The organism is Limosilactobacillus gastricus PS3 (assembly GCF_000247775.1).
In the GTDB taxonomy this organism is placed as follows: domain Bacteria; phylum Bacillota; class Bacilli; order Lactobacillales; family Lactobacillaceae; genus Limosilactobacillus; species Limosilactobacillus gastricus_A.
In genome coordinates, this window is record NZ_AICN01000023.1 from 1 (window position 1) to 22536 (window position 22536).

Annotated in this window: 39 protein-coding genes; all 39 read right to left on the reverse strand. The window is 40.9% G+C overall.

The genetic code is table 11. The features are described from left to right. Positions 1-12 precede the first annotated feature (12 nt). The 39 genes from PS3_RS02580 to rpsJ all read right to left on the reverse strand — a co-directional run bounded on the left by PS3_RS02580 (position 13) and on the right by rpsJ (position 22263). Positions 13-786 (reverse strand): (S)-acetoin forming diacetyl reductase, encoded by a 774-nt coding sequence (locus tag PS3_RS02580; protein WP_007121960.1) that lies wholly within the window; start codon positions 784-786, stop codon positions 13-15. Between the two features lie 100 nt (positions 787-886). Next, complete coding sequence (locus tag PS3_RS02585) at positions 887-1801, reverse strand: prenyltransferase (RefSeq protein WP_040467951.1); 915 nt, start codon at positions 1799-1801, stop codon at positions 887-889. A gap of 109 nt (positions 1802-1910) precedes the next feature. Next, entirely contained in the window at positions 1911-3041 is a 1131-nt protein-coding gene (locus PS3_RS02590) for an OLD family protein (protein WP_040467952.1), read from the reverse strand. 90 nt (positions 3042-3131) lie between these two features. Next, positions 3132-3755 carry an AAA family ATPase gene (locus PS3_RS02595; protein WP_040467953.1) on the reverse strand — a complete coding sequence of 208 codons (624 nt, stop codon included), beginning with the start codon at positions 3753-3755 and terminating at the stop codon, positions 3132-3134. A 165-nt stretch (positions 3756-3920) separates the two neighbouring features. Then, complete coding sequence (gene rpsI / locus PS3_RS02600; protein ID WP_007121962.1) at positions 3921-4316, reverse strand: 30S ribosomal protein S9; 396 nt, start codon at positions 4314-4316, stop codon at positions 3921-3923. Between the two features lie 13 nt (positions 4317-4329). Continuing rightward, on the reverse strand, positions 4330-4773 hold the full coding sequence (gene rplM / locus PS3_RS02605; protein ID WP_007121963.1) for a 50S ribosomal protein L13: 444 nt from the start codon (positions 4771-4773) through the stop codon (positions 4330-4332). A 96-nt stretch (positions 4774-4869) separates the two neighbouring features. Beyond that, the gene (gene truA / locus PS3_RS02610) at positions 4870-5652 is read right to left on the reverse strand and encodes a tRNA pseudouridine(38-40) synthase TruA (RefSeq protein ID WP_007121964.1); all 783 of its coding nucleotides are present in this window, start codon (positions 5650-5652) and stop codon (positions 4870-4872) included. 10 nt (positions 5653-5662) lie between these two features. Then, positions 5663-6466 (reverse strand): energy-coupling factor transporter transmembrane component T family protein, encoded by an 804-nt coding sequence (locus PS3_RS02615; RefSeq protein WP_007121965.1) that lies wholly within the window; start codon positions 6464-6466, stop codon positions 5663-5665. Continuing rightward, the gene (locus PS3_RS02620) at positions 6459-7322 is read right to left on the reverse strand and encodes an energy-coupling factor transporter ATPase (RefSeq protein WP_007121966.1); all 864 of its coding nucleotides are present in this window, start codon (positions 7320-7322) and stop codon (positions 6459-6461) included. Before PS3_RS02620 ends, PS3_RS02615 begins: the two co-directional genes overlap by 8 nt. Further along, positions 7295-8131, reverse strand: a complete 837-nt coding sequence (locus PS3_RS02625; RefSeq protein ID WP_007121967.1) for an energy-coupling factor transporter ATPase — start codon at positions 8129-8131, stop codon at positions 7295-7297. Before PS3_RS02625 ends, PS3_RS02620 begins: the two co-directional genes overlap by 28 nt. Before the next feature lie 179 nt (positions 8132-8310). Then, positions 8311-8691, reverse strand: coding sequence for a 50S ribosomal protein L17 (gene rplQ, locus PS3_RS02630; RefSeq protein ID WP_007121968.1), 381 nt, complete (start codon positions 8689-8691; stop codon positions 8311-8313). 34 nt (positions 8692-8725) lie between these two features. Next, a complete protein-coding gene (locus PS3_RS02635; protein ID WP_007121969.1) occupies positions 8726-9670 on the reverse strand; it encodes a DNA-directed RNA polymerase subunit alpha in 945 nt (314 codons plus the stop codon). Positions 9671-9746: 76 nt separating this feature from the next. Beyond that, entirely contained in the window at positions 9747-10136 is a 390-nt protein-coding gene (gene rpsK / locus PS3_RS02640; protein ID WP_007121970.1) for a 30S ribosomal protein S11, read from the reverse strand. Between the two features lie 31 nt (positions 10137-10167). Continuing rightward, the gene (rpsM, locus tag PS3_RS02645; RefSeq protein WP_007121971.1) at positions 10168-10533 is read right to left on the reverse strand and encodes a 30S ribosomal protein S13; all 366 of its coding nucleotides are present in this window, start codon (positions 10531-10533) and stop codon (positions 10168-10170) included. A gap of 20 nt (positions 10534-10553) precedes the next feature. Continuing rightward, positions 10554-10670: a 50S ribosomal protein L36 gene (gene rpmJ, locus PS3_RS02650; RefSeq protein ID WP_040467954.1), complete on the reverse strand. Its 117-nt coding sequence runs from the start codon at positions 10668-10670 to the stop codon at positions 10554-10556. Positions 10671-10703: 33 nt separating this feature from the next. Then, positions 10704-10922 (reverse strand): translation initiation factor IF-1, encoded by a 219-nt coding sequence (infA, locus tag PS3_RS02655; RefSeq protein ID WP_003681606.1) that lies wholly within the window; start codon positions 10920-10922, stop codon positions 10704-10706. 120 nt (positions 10923-11042) lie between these two features. Next, complete coding sequence (locus PS3_RS02660; RefSeq protein WP_176662244.1) at positions 11043-11699, reverse strand: adenylate kinase; 657 nt, start codon at positions 11697-11699, stop codon at positions 11043-11045. A 23-nt stretch (positions 11700-11722) separates the two neighbouring features. After that, on the reverse strand, positions 11723-13027 hold the full coding sequence (gene secY / locus PS3_RS02665; RefSeq protein ID WP_007121973.1) for a preprotein translocase subunit SecY: 1305 nt from the start codon (positions 13025-13027) through the stop codon (positions 11723-11725). Beyond that, on the reverse strand, positions 13027-13461 hold the full coding sequence (gene rplO / locus PS3_RS02670) for a 50S ribosomal protein L15 (protein WP_007121974.1): 435 nt from the start codon (positions 13459-13461) through the stop codon (positions 13027-13029). Before rplO ends, secY begins: the two co-directional genes overlap by 1 nt. Before the next feature lie 31 nt (positions 13462-13492). Then, positions 13493-13675 (reverse strand): 50S ribosomal protein L30, encoded by a 183-nt coding sequence (gene rpmD / locus PS3_RS02675; protein ID WP_040467955.1) that lies wholly within the window; start codon positions 13673-13675, stop codon positions 13493-13495. Between the two features lie 12 nt (positions 13676-13687). Continuing rightward, positions 13688-14200, reverse strand: a complete 513-nt coding sequence (gene rpsE, locus PS3_RS02680; protein ID WP_007121975.1) for a 30S ribosomal protein S5 — start codon at positions 14198-14200, stop codon at positions 13688-13690. A 21-nt stretch (positions 14201-14221) separates the two neighbouring features. Further along, the gene (rplR, locus tag PS3_RS02685) at positions 14222-14587 is read right to left on the reverse strand and encodes a 50S ribosomal protein L18 (RefSeq protein WP_007121976.1); all 366 of its coding nucleotides are present in this window, start codon (positions 14585-14587) and stop codon (positions 14222-14224) included. A gap of 49 nt (positions 14588-14636) precedes the next feature. Further along, positions 14637-15173, reverse strand: a complete 537-nt coding sequence (rplF, locus tag PS3_RS02690) for a 50S ribosomal protein L6 (RefSeq protein WP_007121977.1) — start codon at positions 15171-15173, stop codon at positions 14637-14639. A 25-nt stretch (positions 15174-15198) separates the two neighbouring features. Beyond that, the gene (gene rpsH / locus PS3_RS02695) at positions 15199-15597 is read right to left on the reverse strand and encodes a 30S ribosomal protein S8 (RefSeq protein WP_007121978.1); all 399 of its coding nucleotides are present in this window, start codon (positions 15595-15597) and stop codon (positions 15199-15201) included. Positions 15598-15628: 31 nt separating this feature from the next. Then, the gene (locus tag PS3_RS02700; RefSeq protein ID WP_040467956.1) at positions 15629-15814 is read right to left on the reverse strand and encodes a type Z 30S ribosomal protein S14; all 186 of its coding nucleotides are present in this window, start codon (positions 15812-15814) and stop codon (positions 15629-15631) included. Between the two features lie 15 nt (positions 15815-15829). Next, positions 15830-16372 carry a 50S ribosomal protein L5 gene (gene rplE, locus PS3_RS02705; RefSeq protein WP_007121979.1) on the reverse strand — a complete coding sequence of 181 codons (543 nt, stop codon included), beginning with the start codon at positions 16370-16372 and terminating at the stop codon, positions 15830-15832. Positions 16373-16399: 27 nt separating this feature from the next. Continuing rightward, positions 16400-16708 carry a 50S ribosomal protein L24 gene (rplX, locus tag PS3_RS02710; RefSeq protein WP_007121980.1) on the reverse strand — a complete coding sequence of 103 codons (309 nt, stop codon included), beginning with the start codon at positions 16706-16708 and terminating at the stop codon, positions 16400-16402. 26 nt (positions 16709-16734) lie between these two features. Next, a complete protein-coding gene (gene rplN / locus PS3_RS02715) occupies positions 16735-17103 on the reverse strand; it encodes a 50S ribosomal protein L14 (RefSeq protein ID WP_007121981.1) in 369 nt (122 codons plus the stop codon). Between the two features lie 58 nt (positions 17104-17161). Continuing rightward, a complete protein-coding gene (gene rpsQ, locus PS3_RS02720; protein ID WP_007121982.1) occupies positions 17162-17428 on the reverse strand; it encodes a 30S ribosomal protein S17 in 267 nt (88 codons plus the stop codon). Positions 17429-17452: 24 nt separating this feature from the next. Continuing rightward, entirely contained in the window at positions 17453-17659 is a 207-nt protein-coding gene (gene rpmC / locus PS3_RS02725; RefSeq protein WP_007121983.1) for a 50S ribosomal protein L29, read from the reverse strand. After that, a complete protein-coding gene (rplP, locus tag PS3_RS02730; protein ID WP_007121984.1) occupies positions 17649-18080 on the reverse strand; it encodes a 50S ribosomal protein L16 in 432 nt (143 codons plus the stop codon). The genes rpmC and rplP overlap by 11 nt, the downstream gene beginning before the upstream one ends. A 15-nt stretch (positions 18081-18095) precedes the next feature. Continuing rightward, positions 18096-18740, reverse strand: a complete 645-nt coding sequence (rpsC, locus tag PS3_RS02735) for a 30S ribosomal protein S3 (protein WP_007121985.1) — start codon at positions 18738-18740, stop codon at positions 18096-18098. Positions 18741-18752: 12 nt separating this feature from the next. Then, on the reverse strand, positions 18753-19100 hold the full coding sequence (gene rplV / locus PS3_RS02740) for a 50S ribosomal protein L22 (RefSeq protein WP_007121986.1): 348 nt from the start codon (positions 19098-19100) through the stop codon (positions 18753-18755). Positions 19101-19114: 14 nt separating this feature from the next. After that, entirely contained in the window at positions 19115-19396 is a 282-nt protein-coding gene (rpsS, locus tag PS3_RS02745; protein ID WP_007121987.1) for a 30S ribosomal protein S19, read from the reverse strand. A 36-nt stretch (positions 19397-19432) separates the two neighbouring features. Further along, complete coding sequence (gene rplB, locus PS3_RS02750) at positions 19433-20278, reverse strand: 50S ribosomal protein L2 (protein WP_007121988.1); 846 nt, start codon at positions 20276-20278, stop codon at positions 19433-19435. Between the two features lie 26 nt (positions 20279-20304). Next, positions 20305-20598: a 50S ribosomal protein L23 gene (rplW, locus tag PS3_RS02755; protein WP_007121989.1), complete on the reverse strand. Its 294-nt coding sequence runs from the start codon at positions 20596-20598 to the stop codon at positions 20305-20307. After that, the gene (gene rplD / locus PS3_RS02760; RefSeq protein ID WP_007121990.1) at positions 20598-21221 is read right to left on the reverse strand and encodes a 50S ribosomal protein L4; all 624 of its coding nucleotides are present in this window, start codon (positions 21219-21221) and stop codon (positions 20598-20600) included. Before rplD ends, rplW begins: the two co-directional genes overlap by 1 nt. 21 nt (positions 21222-21242) lie before the next feature. Further along, positions 21243-21905, reverse strand: coding sequence for a 50S ribosomal protein L3 (gene rplC, locus PS3_RS02765; RefSeq protein ID WP_007121991.1), 663 nt, complete (start codon positions 21903-21905; stop codon positions 21243-21245). A gap of 49 nt (positions 21906-21954) precedes the next feature. Further along, entirely contained in the window at positions 21955-22263 is a 309-nt protein-coding gene (gene rpsJ / locus PS3_RS02770; RefSeq protein ID WP_040467957.1) for a 30S ribosomal protein S10, read from the reverse strand. Positions 22264-22536: the final 273 nt, after the last annotated feature.

A 22536-nucleotide genomic window follows, 5' to 3' on the forward strand; every position in this document is an offset into this window, starting at 1 on the left:
CGGTTCGCTTTTTTAGTGGAATTGCATCCCACCATCAACTTCTAGGGTTTGTCCGGTAATGTAATCTGAATCTGGTCCAGCTAAGAAGGCAACTGCACTAGCCACTTCTTCTGGTTCGGAAAGTCGACCTAAGGCAATATCCTTAGCAAAGGTTTGCATTCCCCATTCATCACTCTTTCCAGCATTCTTACCAACTTGGTGAGCAATGTCATACATCATTGGGGTTTTAACAATCCCAGGTGCAAAGGCATTAACCGTGGTTCCTTCTTCTGCTAATTCCCGGGCCACAACTTGAGTAATCCCCCGAATGGCAAACTTGGAACTAGAATAAACGGTTAGGTTCGGGTTACCAACGACCCCGGCTTGGGAAGTCGCATTAATGATCTTGCCAGGGTGACCAAGCTTCTTAAAAGCAGCATGAGCAGCTTGGATCCCCCAAATCGTTCCACCAACGTTAATGCCGTAGACATAATCAAGATCATCTGGAGTAACTGTATCAATCGGGGTTGTTGGAGCAACCCCTGCATTGTTAACCATGACATTTAAATCACCATAGTGGTCAACCACTTGGTCAACGGCCGCGAATACTTCATCCCGCTTCGCAACGTCAGCTGTTACGGCAAAAGCCTCTCCGCCATTAGCTTCGATTTCTGCCACTACTTCGTTTAGCTTATCAGCATGGCGCGCCAAAACAGCCACCGCAAACCCATCTTTAGCTAATCGTTCAGCAATTGCCTTTCCAATCCCTTGACCAGCTCCCGTAACTAAAGCAACTTTCTTAGACATGATTTGTCCTCCGTTTGTGATTTATTTAACATTTACGGGTACTATTTTACCGAAATTCGCAAACGGTTACAAGTAATTTGTCTATCCTTTCACAAAAGAATTAGATCAAGCTTAGCATCAAGCCGATAATCTCACTAACTAAGATTAATAAGATAATTTGAATACTATTTAAAAAAGTGGTTGCTTTGTCAGGATCGTGGATAAATTCATTAATCTTCTTTTCTACGATTGGAAAGGTCAAGAAAACCACAATCGTAGAAAATGGTAAAACATGGCTTCCAATCCCAACGGCAATAGCCAGATAAGCCAGGTAGTAACAAATTCGCCACAACCGACAGCCATTAACCTGACCAATAAAAGTAATCAAGGTATGCCGCCCCATCCGTTGATCCTCTACAAGGTCGCTTATATTATTAGCTAACATAAGATTACTGATCACCAAAATCGTTGGCAAGGCCACTAGTAACATACGGCCTAAAAAGGCCCCATCAACGTGTACTGTTGTCGCAACATTAATGTAAGTCCCTAAAATCACAATATTGAATCCCATCGTGATTCCAGAAACGGGTTCGCCTAAAGGGGTCTTTAAAATTGGATAAGGCCCACCGGAATAGAAATATCCCACCAGAAAGCTAATGATCCCTATAATTAAAAGTAACACACCCGTTTGGTAAACCAGGGTTAGGCCAATGATCGCCGTAAAAATTACAAGACTGATAATCGTCAATTTGGCCACCCACAATGGGATTTGAAACCGTTGAATTACATTATTGTGGCTTCCTTCAATTTGTTGATCTTTATGGAAGCGATAGTAATCTGATAACTGGTTATGGGCATTTACAGCAAAATGAAAAGCCACACAGGCCACTAATAACCAAAATGACCCCCACCAATTAATTTGATGATAAGTTACCCCCGCATACAGAAAACCAATAATAAAGGGCAAGGCTGACACTACTACTGTCTTAGATTGCAGCAAGGCATTGATTTGCGAAAAACGACCAATTGAAACCATCGATAAATCCTCCCATAGGTAAAAATTGCCTTTTAAGTATACCGAAAAGGGCGACGTTAAAGAAGACATATGCTCCTCTATTTCTGGTGGATAGAAAAATCAAAATTTTTTAAAGAAAATGTTTTTCTAATTCTTTTATCGTAGGTTTGAAATTACCTAATAACTCTGTCTTTGATATCTTTGAATTATTTACAAGATTAAAAATTTGTCCTTTTTTAGAATGGCCAGGATTGTATTCAAGTATGTGTTCCATTTGAGGATTTTGAGAAACTAACTCTTTTAATAAGTTATCAATAGACTTATCTCTACTTAATTTATTTTTCAAGATTTCTGATAATTCATTATCATCTTTATCTTCAAAATAACTGTATTCTTTTATATCACTCCAAATTGTTGAGGATAGAAGATGTTCTACTTCTAAGTTAAATAGAATTCTATCTTTTCTCATTTGTTTCATATCATCAGTGAGGGACCAAAAATTAATATTTACTTTTCCTCTACGATTATTAATCTTTTTATCTCTAAAAAATTCTTTAATCTCCTGATAATATTTTCTTCCTTCGTCATCATCATCAAATATTGTGTATATCTTAGAATCATATTTTGCATAATACCAAGCTTTTACAAAATCAACTATTGCAGCACAACCACCTTCTCCATCCTTTGTATATATAACTAATTCCTGATTATCTAGTAAACTTGTTAATTCCTTTGAAAATTCTCTAATAGCCAACTCAAGATATTTTTTATCATATTTTCCTTCTACAAATATGGTATTTTTATCTGTGAGACTTTTGTTAATAATTTCGTTGATTCTATCTTTTTCCTCATTTAATTTTTCATTTGCCTCTTTTATATATGGCGCAACCAAAGGCATTAGTCCCATATTTTCTTTTATGTACTCATCTGTTTGACCAGTTTCATAATGTGTTGCCTCATCATTTCCTCTCGAAACATAGAAAACCTTATTACGATTGTCCTCACTATAAAGATAAAAAGCAGGTGAATGAGAACTAATGAACATTTGGATTTTTGAGGAATAATCAAAAAAATCTTTTGCCATTTCAAATTGTTTTTTTAACTCTAAACCATTTTCCGGTTCTTCATAAGCCCAAATTGTTGTTATCCTGCTCCCCCATTTCACCCTTGATTTTTGATCTTCATCGGCAATATATTTTAGGATGAAAGGAATGTGTCTAGCTTGAATTCCATCTCCTCTTTTTTCTAGATCAATACTCATTGATCTATCTTCTATAGAATTATCATCATAAGTAGTTATAAACTTGAGAGATACTAAAAATATCGCTTTAAATTTTTAGGAGCTTGCAATTCACTTTTTTAAACCAAGTTTTTCGAATGCATTATTACTGATCTCCTCGGTATACTCTTTTATAGTATTTGAGAAATTTCGTATTGAATCGTTTAATGAACCATTATCACCTTTTATTGCTTCATTAGAAGAAATGGATTCATATAAATCAGATAATATTCCTTGGTAGTAATCTCTACTTTTAACGGCAGGAACATATCTAAATTTTATCTTCCTTAAAGTTCCAGGAACCCTTGAGTTTGATCCATACGTTATATCTTTTCCTTTGTTAACATCAATAATTTTTTCTTCAAAATATCCATTTGTTCTCCATGATTTCTCCCAGCATACTTTTCTCACATTTCTATAGGACGGTGGGAGAATAAATGAAATTTTAATTTTAATTTCATGAGTTCCATGACTTTTCTTAGGAAAAAGATAAGAAAAATCCTCTTCAAAATTAAATCTCTTATGATAGTCAGTTTCACCATTAAAAAATAAATTTAACGACTTAAGCAAATTAGATTTTCCTACATCATTTAAACCAACGAAAATATTATAGGATCCCACCTTAATTTTTGCACTTCTGATAGAACGAAAATTTTTTATCTCTATTTCATCAATTAAAATCCCTTGATCTTCCATTGTAAATTATTTACCTACTTTATATAATTTTGATTCTCATTATAACTTAATTATTCAAATCAAATCATACAATACTTCAATTTTTTCGATTTTGAATGCAAATCGGGAAACAAAAAACACCTGCCAAAATGACAAGTGCTTTTGATGGATAAGATAATCGGTATCTTAACGCTTACTAAATTGAGCAGCCTTACGAGCCTTCTTAAGCCCTGGCTTACGACGTTCCTTCATCCGTGGGTCCCGAGTTAAAAGACCAGCCTTTTTCAAGACATCGCGGAAATCTGAATCGACAGCTAACAAGGCACGAGCAATCCCGTGACGAGTAGCACCGGCTTGACCAGAGAAACCACCACCACGAACGTTAACTAAAACATCGTATTGACCTTCAGTCTTCGTTGCTGCAAATGGTTGGTTTACAATGGCACGTAAGTTAGCAAACGGAATGTAATCTTCGATTGCACGGCCGTTCATAGTAATCTTACCAGAACCTGGTACCAAACGAACACATGCAGATGAATCCTTACGCCGTCCTGTACCGCTATATTGTACTTGTTGAGCCAATTTCGTCCCCTCCTTAAATTAAGTTCGTAATATCTAATACTTCTGGCTTTTGTGCTTCGTGCTTGTGATTTGCATCAGCGTACACGTGCAACTTCATCCCAGTCTTGCGACCAAGTGGGTTGTGAGGAAGCATCCCCTTGATAGTCTTTTCAACCATCCGTTCTGGGGCTAAAGCTAAGTATTCAGCAGCTGACCGCTTCTTCAAACCACCTGGGTGATTTGAGTGACGGTAGTACATCTTTTGACTTAACTTCTTACCAGTTAACTTAACTTGTGCAGCATTGATAACGATCACATTGTCACCAGTATCAACGTGTGGGGTAAAGGTTGGCTTGTTCTTACCACGTAAGATTGAGGCAACAACTGATGCTAAACGTCCCAATGGAACGTCAGTAGCATCAACAATGTACCATTTACGGTCAACTTCACCAGGTTTTGCCATGTATGTCGTTCTCACGATTAAGTTCCTCCAATATTTGTCTTTCTTTTACAATTAATTGTGTACCGAGTAATTAATGGAAAAGAAATACCAATTAGTAGTTTACTTGATATTTCAGCAATCGTCAATGTTTTTTGCTGGTGAATCCGCATAATTCACCCTAACGAGATATAGTCCCGTTGCTGGGGCTGTCATCCGCGCTGCTTGTCGGTCTTTCGCTGCTAAAACCCGCGGAATATCATCAACTGGACGTTGTCCATTCCCAATTTCTAATAATAAGGCCACCATAATCCGCACTTGATTATATAAAAAGCCATTCCCCTCAAATTCAAAAATGACTTCATGATTGATTTCATCACGTTTAACCAAGACATCGTCAATCCGCCGCACATTGCTTTGGGCTTGGCTACCGGAAGCTACAAAACTGGTAAAATCATGTTCACCTAACAGGTCTTGAGCTGCTCGTTGCATTTTCGCCAAATCCAGCGGATATTTATAATGTGCCGTGTAGAGCCGCTTAAAGGGATTGACAAATTCGCCTTGATCAACGCGATACCGATACCGTTTGCTATGGGTATCGTAACGCGCATGAAAATCATTTGGCACCCGCTCGGCCTTTTTTACTAGAATATCCAACGGCAAGATACTATTTAAGGCCTTCCGCATCGACTCATCCGGGATTAAATAAGGCATGTCAAAATGGGCCACTTGATTTAGGGCGTGAACCCCCGCATCCGTGCGTCCTGATCCAATAACATGTAAGGGCGGATCAGGGTTCTTGGCAATTTTATTCACGGCCGTTTTTAAGGTTTGTTCTACCGTTCGCTTATGGGGCTGGATTTGAAAACCAGAAAAGCCGGCTCCATCATAGGCAAAAGTAATTTTATAACGATACAAAGCGTACCTCCTATAACCAGATTCGTAATAGTCCTAAAGCAATGGTAACCACAAGCATTGCCACCATTGCCTGTGTGTCTTGCCGTTGCCATGCAATGACTCGATACTGACTACGTGCTTGATCTGGATTATATCCCCGTGCTTCCATCGCCGTGGCTAATTCATCGGCCCGTTTAAAAGAACTCACTAACAAAGGGACCATGATCGGTACTAATTGTTTGATTCGTTTAATTAAACTACCTTCATTAAAATTAACTCCTCGCGAACGTTGCGCATTCATGATCGTCGTCACTTCATTCATTAAAGTGGGAACAAACCGTAACGCAATCGACATCATCATGGTTAATTGATTAACAGGTACTTTCAAGGCCTGCAATGGTTTCATAAGGATCTCTAAGCCAGTCGCTAATTCCAAAGATTCGGTCGTCAAGGTTAAAACGGTCGATGCATTAATAATTAGGACAAACCGCATAATGATTACTAAGGCCTGTTTTAACCCGCCACTCGTAATAGCTAGGATTCCCCACTGCCAATAAACAGTTCCGCCAGAAGAAAAGAGGATCTGGATTGCAACCGTAAAGGTAATTAAACCGATTAAGACTTTAATCCCGTTCCAATACATTTTAAAGGAAATTTTGGTCATCACCATGGCAATGCCCAAAATGAAAGTTAACCATGCATAAGTCCAAAAATTTTTAGCGAAGAATACTAAGATCACAAACCAAAAACAAGCAATGATTTTTGCCCGTGGATCAAGTCGGTGTAACCAAGAATTGGTGGGAACATAGGAACCAAACAGAACTTTATTATTCATCTTGATCCCCCCACATTTGAATTATTTGATCAGCTAACTGAGCAGTTGTCAGCGGTAGACCATCCCAGGTTATCCCGCGTTGTCCTAAATTAGTGGCTAATTGAATTGCCTTAGGTAACCGTAAATGATTATCAGCTAACAAGTCCGGTTGTAAAAATAAATCCTGTGAACTGCCTTGGAAAGCCAATTGACCATGATTTAAAACCATGACCTCATCAGCTAATTGCGCCACAATTTCCATTTGGTGTGTCACGATTAAGATCGTTAAACCTTGAGCTTGTAAATCACGAACTAAGGTTAATAATTCAGCTTGTCCTTCGGGGTCTAACCCGACCGTTGGTTCATCAAGGATCAAAATCTCAGGATGCATTGCTAAGACCCCCGCAATGGCCACCCGCCGTTGCTGCCCACCCGACAATTCAAATGGTGAATGTTTCAACAATTCTAAGGGAAAGTTTAGTTGTTCGAGGGCCGCTTGTGCACGTTCTTGTGCCTCCTCATCTGACAAACCTTGGTTTAAAGGACCAAATTTGACGTCGTCAAGGACTGACTCCGCGAATAATTGTTTTTCTGGAAATTGAAAGACGTAGCCGACTAATCGTCGTAGTTTGCCTAATTCTTTAACCGGTGTTTCATTTGTAATTGTCAAATCGCCAAGTGTGATTGAACCAGCCGTGGGAAGAATTAACCCGTCAATTAATTGCATTAAGGTCGATTTCCCGCTCCCAGTATGCCCAATAATAGCCGTTGTCGCCCCTTGTTTGAAGGTCGTCGTAATCTTAGTAAGAGCCGGCTGAGCCATAACCGAGTTTGCTTGATAAATGTATGTTAAATCTTTGAATCTAATTGCTTCCATAGCCACATTTCCAATTGTTCACTAGTATTGACATCAGCCGGTGCTGAGATGCCAGCAGCATTCAAACGATCAAGTAAGCGCCGAACGAAAACCGGTTTAAGGTGATGGGAGGCCATCAATTGTTGATTCATAACCGTTTCTTGCGGTGTTCCTACCTTAATAATTTGACCTTTGTCCATTAATATTACCCGATCAGCTAATAACGCCTCTTCCAAATCATGGGTAATTGAGAGGACTGATAACTTACTTTCTCGGCGTAATTCTACGATTAAGTTCAAAATTTCAGCGCGACCTTCTGGATCTAACATACTGGTCGCCTCGTCTAAAATCAAAAGTTGCGGTGTCAAAGCCAGGATACCCGCGATAGCAACCCGTTGCTTTTGCCCACCTGATAGTTGTTCTGGTTGATGATTAGCAAAATCAACCATATCAACTCGCTTTAGGACCCTTTGGACCTTATCCTGCATGACAGGTCGGCTAAGCTGCCGATTTTCTAAACCAAAGGCAATATCATCGGCCACCGTTGCACCAACAAACTGGTTATCAGGATTCTGAAAAACAAAGCCAATCTTTTGATGAATTAAAGAAAGATTATCATTGTCTACAGGCAGTTGATCAATCCGAATGGTCCCCTGGTCAGGAGACAAAAGGCCATCAATCAGGCGTGCTAAAGTCGATTTTCCACTCCCATTATGACCAATAATGGCAACCCATTCATTTGCTTCAATTTCAAAGGATAGATCATGTAAAACCGGCTCATCATTATCCGGATAGGTAAAAGATAAATTACGGACTTCAACAAGTGACATCTGACACCTCCAAATTGATATCTAAACTATTGTACCAAAAAAAGAGGATAAAAAAAATCACTTACAACTGGGATGCGTCCGTAGACATTCGAGCTAGACTAAAAGATTTCTCTTCATCATCGTAACACTCTATATCACCAGTCATAGTGATTCTTTATTACGTATTTAATTATTAGTGATTAAACCAATTCTAAGATAACCATCTTAGCGCCATCACCACGACGAGGCATCGTCTTAAGGATCCGGGTGTAACCACCGTTCCGGTCAGCATACTTAGGAGCAAGGTCTTCAAAAAGACTTTGTAATGCTGATTGAACCTTGATGTCGTCGCCATCCTCTTTAACATCAGCAACAACATTTCGTACAAAAGCAGCCGCTTTCCGATGAGATGCTAAATCACCACGCTTAGCTAAAGTGATCATTTGATCCATGGTCTTACGAACTTCCTTAGCCCGAGGTTCAGTAGTTGTGATTGAACCATTAACAATCAAACTAGTAGTTAAATCACGTAATAAAGCTTTCCGTTGGGAACTAGTCCGACCTAATTTACGGTAACTCATTAGTTCTCCCTCCTTTTAATCTTTTTATCTTATATTAGTCTTCTTGACGGAATCCAACGCCAAGATCAGCTAACTTCAACTTGATTTCATCCAAGGACTTTTGACCAAGGTTCCGAACTTTCATCATGTCTAATTCGGTCCGTTCCGTTAAGTCTTTAACCGTTTGGATGTCAGCCCGCTTCAAACAGTTGTATGAACGTACTGATAAATCAAGTTCTTCGATTGTCTTATCAAGTACCTTTTCTTGATGCGTTTCTTCACGTTCTACCATCACTTGGGTAGTTTGGGCTTCTTCAGTTAAGTTAACAAACATTGCTAAATGATCATTTAAAATCTTAGCAGCTAAACTGATAGCGTCAGTTGGGGTTAAAGAACCATTAGTCCAAACGTCCAAAGTCAATTTATCGTAATCATTGCTTTGCCCAACCCGAGTGTTTTCAACAGTATAGTTAACACGATCAATTGGGGTATAAATTGAGTCAATTGGTAAAACACCGATTGCGCTCATATCCATGTTAGCCTTGTTATCATCAGCTGATGAATATCCACGACCCTTGTCAGCAGTCATCTTAATATGCAATTCTGCACCGTCAGCAACTGTTGCTAAGTGAAGGTCAGGGTTTAAGATAGAAACGTCACCATCGCCTTGAATATCAGCAGCGGTTACTTCAGCTGGACCCTTAACGTCGACTTCAAGATCCTTAGCGTCATCGCCATCAATTCTTAAAGCCACCTTCTTAAGGTTCAAAATGATTTGAGTAACATCTTCGGTTACTCCATCAACCGTACTAAATTCATGTAAAACACCATCAATTTGAATGCTAGTAATTGCCGCACCCGGTAATGAAGCTAACATCACTCGACGAAGTGAATTTCCCAATGTCGTTCCGTAACCACGTTCTAATGGTTCAACGACAAACTTACCGAAGTTGTCAGTTTCTTCGATTTTGTGAATGTTTGGTTTTTCGAATTCGATCATTCTACTCTGCTACCCCTTTCAAAACGTGAATCGCAATTGTAAAGGCACCTGCCCGATTAAAACATCGTGGTGCATCTTAAACACGACGACGCTTTGGAGGGCGAGAACCGTTATGTGGCACTGGAGTTACATCACGAATAGCCGTAACTTCAAGACCAGCAGCTTGAAGGGCACGAATTGCTGATTCACGACCGGAACCAGGACCCTTAACTTCAGCTTCAACAGTCTTCATCCCATGTTCCATTGCTTGCTTAGCCGCAGCTTCTGAAGCCATTTGAGCAGCAAATGGAGTTGACTTCCGACTACCCTTAAATCCAAGAACACCAGCTGAAGACCAAGCCACAGCATTTCCTTGAACATCAGTAATCATAATCAAGGTGTTGTTAAAAGTTGAGTGAATGTGTGCAACACCAGTTTCGACATTCTTCTTGACACGACGCTTACGTGTACCTTTTTTAGTTGCCATAAACTAATTTACCTCCTTCTTTAAAAATTGATTACTTCTTCTTACCTGCAATCGCAACAGCTTTACCCTTACGAGTCCGCGCGTTGTTCTTAGTGTGTTGTCCACGCACAGGTAATCCACGACGGTGACGCATCCCACGGTATGATCCAATTTCTTGGAGCCGCTTGATGTTCATTGAAACTTCCCGACGTAAGTCCCCTTCAACCTTTAATTGGTCAACTTGAACCCGAAGCTTATCTTCTTGATCAGGAGTAAGGTCACGAACACGAACGTCTTCTGATACGCCCGCAGCTGCACAAATCTTTTGGGCAGTCGTGTTACCAATTCCGTAGATGTATGTTAAACCGATTACGATTCGCTTGTCACGAGGTAAATCGACACCTGAAATCCGAGCCATTTAGACACCTCCTTTATTAATTATTTACCTTGGCGTTGCTTGTGTTTTGGGTTTTGGCAAATTACCATTACCCGACCACGCCGCTTAACAATTTTACAATTATCGCACATCTTTTTTACTGATGGTCGTACTTTCATCGTGAAAATCCTCCTAATGCTTGATCTATCTGTTTATTTAAACCGGAAGGTAATTCGACCTTTAGTCAAATCATAAGGAGACATTTCAACCCGCACCCGATCACCAGGCAAGATCTTGATATAGTGCATCCGGATCTTTCCTGAGACATGGGCCAAAATTTCTACCCCGTTCTCCAATTCAACTTTAAACATCGCATTCGGTAAAGTTTCAGTAACCTTACCTTCAACTTCAATAACATCGGCTTTTGCCACTGACAGTTCCTCCTTGAACGTTATAACAAAAAACGTAAAAACGGTGGAAGACACACTGATCCCCCACAAAACTAGATAAACCTTGAATAGTTTAACATAACCGCAAAAGGTTTACAACACCTAGTCCGTTAGGCTTGTTAGAACTTTTTTGACATCGGAATAAACTTTATCGATGTCTTGTTCACCATCGATATTATAAAGTACCCCTTGTTGTTCATAGAAGTCAATCAATGGCGTATTAAGCTTGATATTAACATCTAACCGATTCTTAACCGTTTCAGGTTTATCATCATCACGTTGATAAAAATCATGTTGACCACAAACATCACATGTACCTTCAACCTTAGGCATATTGTACAGACGATGGTAGGTTGTCCCACAATTCCGGCAAATGAAACGACCACTTAACCGTTCCACAAGGATATCAGGATTAACATGAATGTTAATCACAGCATCTAATTTCCGTCCTGAATCAGCTAACATTTGGTTCAAACTTTCGGCTTGCACCAAATTACGAGGAAAACCATCTAACATGAAACCTTTGGCCGTATCAGCTTCAGCTAATCGTTCCTTAACGATTCCATTCGTTACTTCATCTGGCACTAATTCACCTTTATCGATGAATTGCTTTGCCTGAATACCCATAGGCGTTTCGTTCTTAATTGCTGCACGGAAGATATCACCCGTCGAAATATGAGGAACATCAAATTCCTGAACAATTAATTGCGCTTGCGTCCCTTTTCCGGCACCAGGTAACCCCATCAAAACCAAATTCATAGTACTCATTGGAATTTCCTCCATTATTTATCCTCATGGATGAAACCAACGTATTCACGTTTAGTTGTCATCCCTTTTAATTGTCGAACAACGTCTAAGGCAATTTGGACAACGATTAGTAAACTCGTTCCTCCTAAACCAATTGATTCACTTAGACCAAACCACACGCTGGCCAATAACGGAATCAACGAGATTAATCCAAGGAAAAGAGAACCAACCGTGCTTAACCGCATCAAAAGCTTTGAAACAAAATCTTGCGTGCCACGTCCTGGCCGAACACCAGTGATGTAACTGCCTTGTTTTTGTAAATTCTCAGCTAATTTTTCCGGGTTAACTTGCACAAAGGCGTAGAAAAATGTAAATGCAACAATCAAAACAGTGTATAAGGTAATTCCAGGCCCAGACGAAAGGTTAAAAATACTGGTTAAAATTTGATACCAAGTATCCCCAGAATGTGCCTGCTGAAATGCCACTAGAATCGTTTGAGGAGTAGAAATAAATGCTCCAGCAAAGATAACTGGAATCACTCCTGAAACATTTATCTTTAAAGGAAGATAACTGTTAGCAGGAGCAGTGGTTGTGCGACGCGTATATTGAATTCGTAACCGCCGTTCAGCTTGTTGAACCCAAGTCACAAATTGAACAATAATCAATAATGCAATCACAACAACAGCAACAAATCCAATTCCTTCCCAAAGAGCGGAACCAGATTCACCTGCGATTTGATCGTTCCATAATTGAACAATCCCACCGGGAATTTGAGCTAAAATACCCGCGAAAATGATCATAGAAACTCCGTTACCTAACCCACGCTCAGTAATCATATCACCAAGCCAGGTCGCAAACATGGTCCCAGCCGTTAAAATCAGGCCGATGGTAATGTATGAAGTAACTCCCGGAGTTTCAACTAACTTAATTGAGCTTAACGCACTAAAACCGGCCGTAATTCCGATTGATTGAATAAAACCAAGAACAATGGTTAACCAACGCGTGGCTTGATTCAATTTTCGACGACCAACCTCACCTTGCTTACTCCATTCCACAAATTTAGGGACAATATCCATTTGGAGTAATTGCACCACGATTTGGGCCGTAATGTAAGGTGATACCCCCATGGCAAACAGGGAATAATTTGAAAGTCCCCCACCACTAAAGGTATTTAAAATTGATGCTAATCCAGAATTAGCAAGGGATTGCAATGCACCAGCATTGACGCCTGGAACAGTGATATATGATCCCAACCGGTAAACAAACAATACAAATAAAGTAAAGAAAATCTTACCGCGAATTTCTTTAACCTTAAATGCATCTTTGACGGTTGAAAACATTAGATCACCTCGGCTTGACCACCAGCAGCTTCAATCGCTTTAACAGCAGAATCAGAGAACTTGTTAGCTTTAACCGTTAACTTCTTTTCTAATTTACCGTTTGCTAAAACTTTGACACCACTCTTAACATTCTTGATCACACCATTAGCAACCAATACTTCTGGGGTAACTTCAGCCCCATCTTCGAATTGATTTAAAGTCGTTAAAGAAACTAATGCATAGTCCTTGTGACTCATGCTAGTAAATCCACGCTTTGGCTTTTGCCGGTAAAGAGGCATTTGGCCCCCTTCAAATCCAAGACGAGTCTTACCATGAGCCTTTTGACCCTTAGTACCACGTCCCGAAGTGAAACCATGACCAGATGATAAACCACGCCCCTTACGTAAACGCTTGAAACGTGAACCTTCTGAAGGCTTTAATTCGTTTAATTTCATTAGGTTGGCACCTCCTTATTCTAATATTTTATTACTTAACTTCTTCTACTGAAACTAAGTGAGCAACCTTGAAAATTGCTCCCCGGGTTGCAGCGTTATCTGGCAAGATATTGGAACTGTTAATCTTACCTAGACCTAAAGCCTGAATCGTCTTCCGTTGAGTTGGTTGGCGGTGGGCAACGCTGTGGATTAAAGTAACTTTAACTTTAGCCATAATTATGTCCTCCTATTTTGCCAAATGGTCAACTGAAACACCACGTAATTGTGATACTTCTTCAGCACTCTTCAATGCCTTAAGTCCTTCAAATGTAGCACGCACAACATTAATTGGTGTGTTGGAACCAAGACGCTTGGAAGTCACATCAGCAACCCCAGCAAGTTCCATGACGTTACGAACCGCACCTCCGGCAGTAACCCCAGTACCTTCAGCAGAAGGCTTAAGCATAATCTTTCCTCCACCGAATGTCCCAATGACTTCGTGAGGAATTGTCGTGCCAACCATTGGGACACTAATCAAGTTCTTTTGGGCAGCTGCTGAAGCCTTCCGAATTGCTTCAGGAACTTCTTGGGCCTTACCAGTCCCAAACCCAACGTGACCATTGTGGTCTCCGACTACAACAAGTGCAGCAAACCGTAAACGACGACCACCCTTAACAACCTTAGTAATCCGGTTAATTGAAACAACTTGATCTTCTAAATCCAATTTAGCTGGGTCGATATATGATTGTGTTGATGCCATTACTGGAAATTCTCCTTTCAATTAGAATTGCAGTCCGTTTTCACGAGCAGCTTCAGCTAAGGCTTGCACCCGACCATGGTAAAGGTAACCACCACGATCGAAAACAACCACGCTAATGTTCTTCTCAGCCGCACGCTTAGCAACTAAAGCACCAACGCTAGCAGCTTGTTCAGTCTTAGTGTTTCCACTAACTTCACTATCATGTGTTGAGGCACTTGCGAGCGTTACACCCTTTACGTCATCAATCACTTGAGCGTAAATGTTCTTGTTTGAACGGTAAACACTTAAACGTGGGCGCTCGGCAGTACCAGAGATCTTACCACGGACACGCTTATGGCGCCGTTGACGGATCTTGTTCTTATCTGGTTTAGAAATCACAACTGTCACCTCTTAAAATAATCTTTCTTCAATAAATTTAACTCGTAAGAATTAAAAATTACTTACCAGTCTTACCTTCCTTGCGGATAATGTGTTCATTTTCGTAACGAATACCCTTACCCTTGTATGGTTCAGGTGAACGTACGGCACGAACTTCAGCAGCGAAGTCACCAACATGTTCCTTGTTAATACCACTAATTTCAATGGTCGTGTTATCTGGAACAGCAACTTCAAGATCTTCTGGTTTTTCCATTTCAACAGGGTTTGAGTAACCAACTGTTAGAGTCAAAGTTGTTCCCTTAAATTGGGCCCGGTAACCAACACCAACCAACTTCATCGTCTTCTTGAAGCCCTTAGTAACCCCTTCAACCATGTTAGCGACATTCGCACGGGTAGCACCATGTAGGGCCCGAACAGTGTTAACGTCACTATCACGAGTGAAAGTAACCACATTTCCATCAATCTTCATCGTGATTAATGGAGAAATTTCACGAGTTAAAGTTCCTTTTGGTCCCTTAACCGTTACAACATTGCCGTCTTGAGAAATTTCAACACCTTCTGGTAAATCGATTTCTTTGTAACCAATACGACTCATGCGTACACCTCCTTCGTATTATATTTTACCAAACGTAAGCAATCACTTCGCCACCGACCTTTTGAGCCCGGGCTACCTTATCAGTTACAACCCCGTTAGAAGTTGAAACAATAGCAATACCCAAACCGTTTAAGACCTTTGGCACAGCGTCAGCTTTTACGTATGAACGAAGACCAGGCTTTGAAATCCGCTTAAGGCCAGTAATTACACGTTCGCCATCCTTACCGTACTTCAAGAATACGCGGATGATGCCTTGCTTGTTGTCTTCTACATATTCAACATCGCGAATGAAACCTTCATTTTTTAAGATTTCAGCAATGTCCTTCTTCATCTTTGATGCAGGTGCTTCTACTGATTCGTGGTGGGCCATGTTGGCGTTACGAATCCGTGTAAGAAAATCTGCAATTGGATCGCTCATAGACATCTATGTATTTCCTCCTTGTCGTGGATTTAGTTTACCAACTAGCCTTCTTCATACCAGGAATTTGTCCCTTGTGGGCCAAGTCACGTAAACAAAGCCGGCAAAGGTGGAACTTACGGTAAACTGAGTGCGGACGACCACAACGTTCACAACGCGTGTAAGCTTGGGTTGAGAACTTGGCCGGACGCTTGTTTTTAGCAATTAATGATTTTTTAGCCAATTGTGGAACCTCCTATTACTTAGCGAATGGCATACCTAATTGTGCCAACAATTTATGTGATTCTTCATCTGAATTAGCCGTTGTAACAATTACAACATCTAAACCACGAACCCGCTTAACATTATCATAATCAATTTCAGGGAAAATCAATTGTTCACGAATTCCAAGAGTGTAGTTACCACGACCATCAAAGGCCTTGTTGCTAACCCCGTGGAAATCACGAACCCGTGGTAATGAAACGTTGATCAATTTATCTAAGAAATCGTACATCCGATCACCACGAAGAGTAACTTTCGCACCAATTGCCATTCCTTCACGAAGACGGAAACCAGCGATTGACTTCTTAGCCTTAGTAATTAAAGGCTTTTGACCAGAAATCAAACCTAATTCTTCAACGGCTTCATCAAGGTTCTTTGAGTTGGTAGTTGCATCACCAACACCCATGTTTAAAACAACTTTTTCAATCTTAGGTGCGGCCATCACTGAAGAGTAGTTAAACTTTTCAATTAATGATGGGCGAACTTCGCTTTCGTACATAGCTTTTAAACGGTTTTCCATTAGTTATAATTCCTCCTTTCCCTAAAATTAATCAATTTGTTGACCGGACTTCTTAGCCACCCGGACTTTCTTACCATCAACTACTTGGTAGCCAACACGAGTTGGTTCGTTAGTTGAAGGATCAAGAAGCATAACGTTTGAAGCATTAATTGGAGCTTCTTGGTCGATAATCCCACCATTAGGATTTACATTGCTAGGCTTTTGGTGTTTCTTGACAACATTAACACCTTCGACGATAACCCGGTTTTCACTTGCAAGAGTCTTCTTAACAGTACCTTCTTGACCCTTGTCCTTACCGGCAATAACGCGAACTTTGTCACCTGTTTTTAAGAACATGTGTGCACCTCCTTATTATCGGTATTTTATAGAACTTCTGGGGCAAGTGAGATGATCTTCATGTAATCATCATCACGTAATTCACGGGCGATTGGTCCGAAAATCCGAGTACCCTTAGGACTCTTATCGTTGTTAATCAAAACGGCAGCGTTTTCGTCAAACTTAATGTATGAACCGTCAGCACGGTGTAAACCATGCTTAGTCCGTACGACAACAGCCTTAACAACGTCACCTTTTTTGACAACGCCACCTGGTGTTGCTTGTTTAACAGTAGCAACAATAACGTCACCAATATTACCAGTCTTAACACGGGAGCCACCCAGGATCTTAATTACTAAAAGTTCACGGGCACCAGAGTTATCTGCGACTTTTAACCGACTTTCTTGTTGAATCACGGTTAGTGTCCTCCTTCCATCAATATGTAAGAATTAGAATACGAATTTTAGATTTAAATTAAAGCACGATAGCCTTTTCAACGACTTTAACTAAACGGAAGCGCTTCTTAGCTGATAAAGGCCGCGTTTCCATGATTTGAACAGTGTCGCCAATATGTGCTTCGTTGTTTTCATCGTGTGCGTAGAACTTCTTTGAGTACTTAACACGCTTTCCGTAGATCGGTGCACTCTTGTAAGTATCAATCACAACCGTGATCGTCTTGTCCATCTTGTCAGAAACAACACGACCTTGGTACACCTTGCGTGCATTACGTTCGTCACTCATGCGTAATCCTCCTTTTCGTATTCGTTACTTGTTTAATTCTTGTTGGCGAAGAACAGTCTTAACCCGTGCAATGTCCTTCCGAACAGTCTTCAGGCTTGCAGTGTTTTCCAATTGCCCGGTTGCTAATTGGAAACGTAAGTTAAACAATTGTTCCTTCAGTTCCTTTTCCCGGTTTTGCAATTGATCAGTGGTTAATCCATTTAGTTCTTGTACGTAATCTTTAGTCTTCATTAGATTCTCCACCTACTTCCCGTTGTAAAATCTTAGTGCGAACTGGCAACTTGTTACCGGCAAGACGCAAAGCTTCACGTGCAACTTCTTCAGGAACACCTGCAACTTCAAACATTACCTTGCCACGCTTAACTGGTGCAACCCAACCTTCTGGAGCACCTTTACCATTACCCATCCGGACACCAACACCTTTGCTTGTGTACGAGTGGTGAGGGAAGATCTTGATCCAAACCTTACCACCACGCTTCATATGACGAGTCATCGCAATACGTGCGGCTTCGATTTGGCGGTTGCTAATCCAGTGTGAATCTAAGGCTTGTAAACCGAATTCACCAAAGTTAACTGTCTTGCCACCCTTGGCTTCACCACGCATGTGACCACGTTGAACCTTACGGTGTTTTACTCGCTTTGGTACTAGCATGTTTTCCTTCCCTCCTTATGCTTTGTTTTTCTTAGCTGGCAATACTTCTCCACGGTAGATCCAGGTCTTGATACCCAAAACCCCATAAGTCGTGTGGGCTTCATCCCATGAGTAATCAATGTCAGCACGTAATGTATGCAATGGAACAGTTCCGTCAGAGTATGATTCAACCCGTGACATATCAGCACCGTTCAAACGACCAGCAACTTGGATCTTGATACCCTTAGCACCAGCACGCATAGCACGTTGCATTGCTCCCCGCATTGCCCGACGAAAGGCAACCCGATTTTCAAGTTGTTGAGCAACACTTTCACCAACAAGGTGAGCTTCTAAATCAGGCTTCTTAATTTCCACAACATTAATGTGGACACGCTTGCCAGTAAGCGCGTTTAATTCTTTACGAAGTGCTTCAACTTCTGAACCACCCTTACCAATTACCATTCCTGGTTTGGCAGTGTGAATTGAAACGTTCACGCGGTTTGCAGCCCGTTCAATTTCAACAGTTGAGACAGATGCATCAGCAAGTCGCTTTTCAATGTATTCACGGATCCGAAGGTCTTCGTTTAAGTATGCAGCGTAGTCCTTATCAGCGTACCACTTAGCAGTCCAGTCACGAATGACACCAACACGGAAACCAGTTGGATTAACTTTTTGACCCACTATTCGTCCCTCCTACTTTTCAGTTACAACCACTGTAATATGACTAGTCCGCTTGTTAATTGGTGAAGCAGAACCCTTTGCCCGAGGACGGAAACGCTTTAGCGTTGGTCCTTCGTTAGCGTAACATTCACTTACAACCAATGAAGCTTGATCTAAATCAAAGTTGTTTTCAGCGTTTGCAACAGCAGATTTTAATACTTTTTCAACGTCTGAAGCAGCACCATTAGGAGTGAACTTCAGAATAGCAAATGCTTCAGCAACAGTCTTGTTCCGAATAGTATCTAATACTAATCGAACCTTCCATGATGATACACGTACCATCTTGGCAGTTGCCTTAGCTGAAGTAACGTTTTCAGCCATTTCTTAATTCCTCCTTACTTCTTACCAGTCTTCTTGTCGTCGCCGGCGTGACCGCGGAAAGTCCGTGTTGGTACGAATTCTCCTAATTTGTGGCCTACCATATCTTCTTGAACATAAACTGGTACGTGCTTACGACCATCATAAACAGCAAAAGTGTAACCAATAAAGCTAGGGAAGATGGTTGAACGACGTGACCAAGTCTTAATGACAGTCTTCTTTTCGTTATCGGCTTGAGCTTCAACCTTCTTTAATAGTGAAGCATCAGCGAAAGGTCCCTTTTTTAAACTACGACCCATCTGTGTACCTCCTCTCGGGTATTACTTTTTAATTTTTTAACGAGTATGTGGACCACGCTTACGACCACGAACAATAAATTTGTTTGAACGAGCCTTGTGTGAACGGGTCTTCTTACCAACAGTCTTCTTACCCCAAGGTGAAAGTGGTGACGGTAAACCAACTGGAGCCTTACCTTCCCCACCACCATGTGGGTGATCATTAGGGTTCATAACAGAACCACGAACATGTGGCCGTTGCCCAGTGTAACGCTTACGACCAGCCTTACCAATCTTAATTAGACCATGTTCGTCATTTCCGATTGCACCAACCGTAGCCCGGCAAGTTGCTAAAATCATCCGAACTTCACCAGATGATAGACGAACTAAGACATACTTTTCTTCCTTACCAAGTAATTGAGCTGAAGTACCAGCGGAACGAGTTAATTGGCCACCCTTTCCTGGCTTCAATTCAATGTTATGAATAACAGTACCAACTGGAATGTTCTTTAATGGCAATGCATTCCCAACCTTGATATCAGCTTCTGGGCCAGATTGAACTGTCATGCCAACCTTCAAGCCCTTTGGTGCTAGGATGTATGACTTTTGACCATCAGCGTAAACTAATAAGGCAATGTTAGCAGTCCGATTTGGATCATATTCAATTGCTTTAACAGTTGCAGGTACATCATCCTTAATCCGCTTAAAGTCGATAATCCGGTATTGACGCTTTGTCCCACCACCACGGTGGCGAACAGTCATCCGGCCAGAGTTATTACGACCAGCCTTGTGCTTTAATGGCGCCAATAATGTCTTTTCAGGAGTAGTCTTCGTAATTTCAGCGAAGTCATATCCGTTCATATTACGGCGTCCATTAGTGGTTCCTTTGTATTTGCGAATTCCCACGTTTTTATCCTCCTATCCTTTAGATTTTATTCGTTATCGTCACCGAATAACTTGATTTCATTTGAGTCTGCAGAAAGCGTAACAATAGCTTTACGACGACGCTTTGTGTAACCAACATAACGTCCTTGGCGCTTTTGCTTTCCTTTAACATTCATAATGTTAACCTTGACAACTTTAACACCGAAGATTTCTTCAACAGCATTTTTAACGTTAGTCTTAGTAGCACGTAAATCAACATCGAATGTGTAACGCTTGTTGTCCATCATTGAAGTTGATGCTTCAGTAATGACTGGACGTAAAATAATATCGCGAGCTTCCATTATGCGAGCACCTCCTCTACTTGAGAAAGAGCTGACTTCGTAACCACAATCTTTTGTGCGTCAACAACATTTAAGATGTTAACACCAGCAGGAGTAACCACCGTTAAGTTAGGTAAATTCCGACCGGAAAGTTGGGCATTCTTATCGTCGTCAGTCACAACAACTAAAGTCTTTTCAGTAACTTTTAAGTTGTTCATAACACCAGCAAATTCCTTAGTCTTTGGAGCGTCAAAATTAATTGAATCAACAACTACAAAGTTTTCAGCATTAACCTTTTGTGTCAAAGCTGACTTAATAGCTAATTGACGAACCTTACGGGGAAGTGCGTAGTTGTATGAACGAGGAGTTGGTCCGAATACAATACCACCACCACGGAATTGTGGTGCCCGGATTGATCCTTGACGAGCCCGACCAGTTCCCTTTTGACGCCATGGCTTCTTACCACCACCACGAACCGCGGAACGATTCTTTACGGCATGGGTGCCCTGACGCATTGATGCACGTTGACGTAAAATTGCTTCAAATTCAGCACTTTCGTTAACTTCAACAGCAAATACACTGTCGTTTAATTCAACGGTACCGTTTTGGCTTCCGTCTTGGTTGTATAATGCAACGCTAGTCATTTAAAACTTCCTCCTTCCTAATTATTTGTTTTTTTGTTTGCTAAGGCTCTTCTTAGTGTTAGCCTTTACAGAGTTCTTAATCGTCACGAATGACTTGTTAGCACCTGGAACATTTCCCTTAATTAAGAGAACATTGTTTTCAGTATCAACCCGAACGATCCGTAAATGTTGGACTGTCCGTGTATTATTACCCATCCGACCAGGTAATTTCTTACCTTTGAAGACATGGTTGATAATTGCTCCAAGTGAACCTGGGCGACGGTGGTAACGAGAACCGTGAGCCATTGGTCCACGACGTTGTCCGTCTTTATGAATGTTACCTTGGTAACCATGACCCTTAGTGATTCCTGTTACATCAACAGTTTCACCTTCTGTGAAGAGATCCGCTTTGATTTCGTCTCCAACTTTAATGTCGTCTCCTAATTCTGCGTCGCGGATTTCTGCGATGAAGCGCTTAGGAGTCGTATTTGCTTTTGTAGCATGACCTTGTTCGGCCTTGTTACTCAACACTTCACGCTTATCTGCAAAACCAAGTTGAACGGCTTCGTAACCATCATTTTCGACAGTCTTGATTTGCATTACGACGTTTGGCGTTACTTCAACTACAGTAACTGGAACCAATTCGCCGTTGTCAGTGAAGACTTGAGTCATGCCGACCTTTTTACCTAAGATTCCTTTGGTCATGAGTACACCTCCAATTTAATGATTTTTTATTTTGAATCAAAGATTCAAATTATAGTTTAATTTCGATATCGACACCACTTGGCAAGTCAAGCTTCATTAATGAGTCAACTGTCTTTGGCGTTGGATCAACGATGTCGATCAAACGCTTGTGAGTCCGGATTTCGAATTGTTCCCGTGACTTCTTGAACTTATGTGGTGACCGAATCACCGTGTATAAAGTCCGTTCAGTTGGTAACGGAATTGGGCCTGAAATTTGAGCACCAGTCCGCTTAGCGGTTTCAACAATCTTAGTTGCTGATTCATCTAATACGCGGTGTTCGTAAGCCTTTAAACGAATCCGAATTTTTTGGTTTGCCATTGTTTTCCCTCCTTCGTCAATTTTGAAAATATGACTGGCTCAGTGAAAATTACCGCCACATCCGTGGCAAAGCGGCCGGGTGTGTCGCAACCTTTCACTTCACTGCCTAGCACTTAGAAACCTTGATTTGCCGGGCTTTTCGACCCGTTTTCTTCCAAGCACTCTTTCTATAATACACGAACAACCCTTTAATATCAAGGTTTTCATCGACTTTCTTAAATTTAATTTCGATGAGAATTATTACGAAACTAAAAAAGAATGCCCAACACTTTG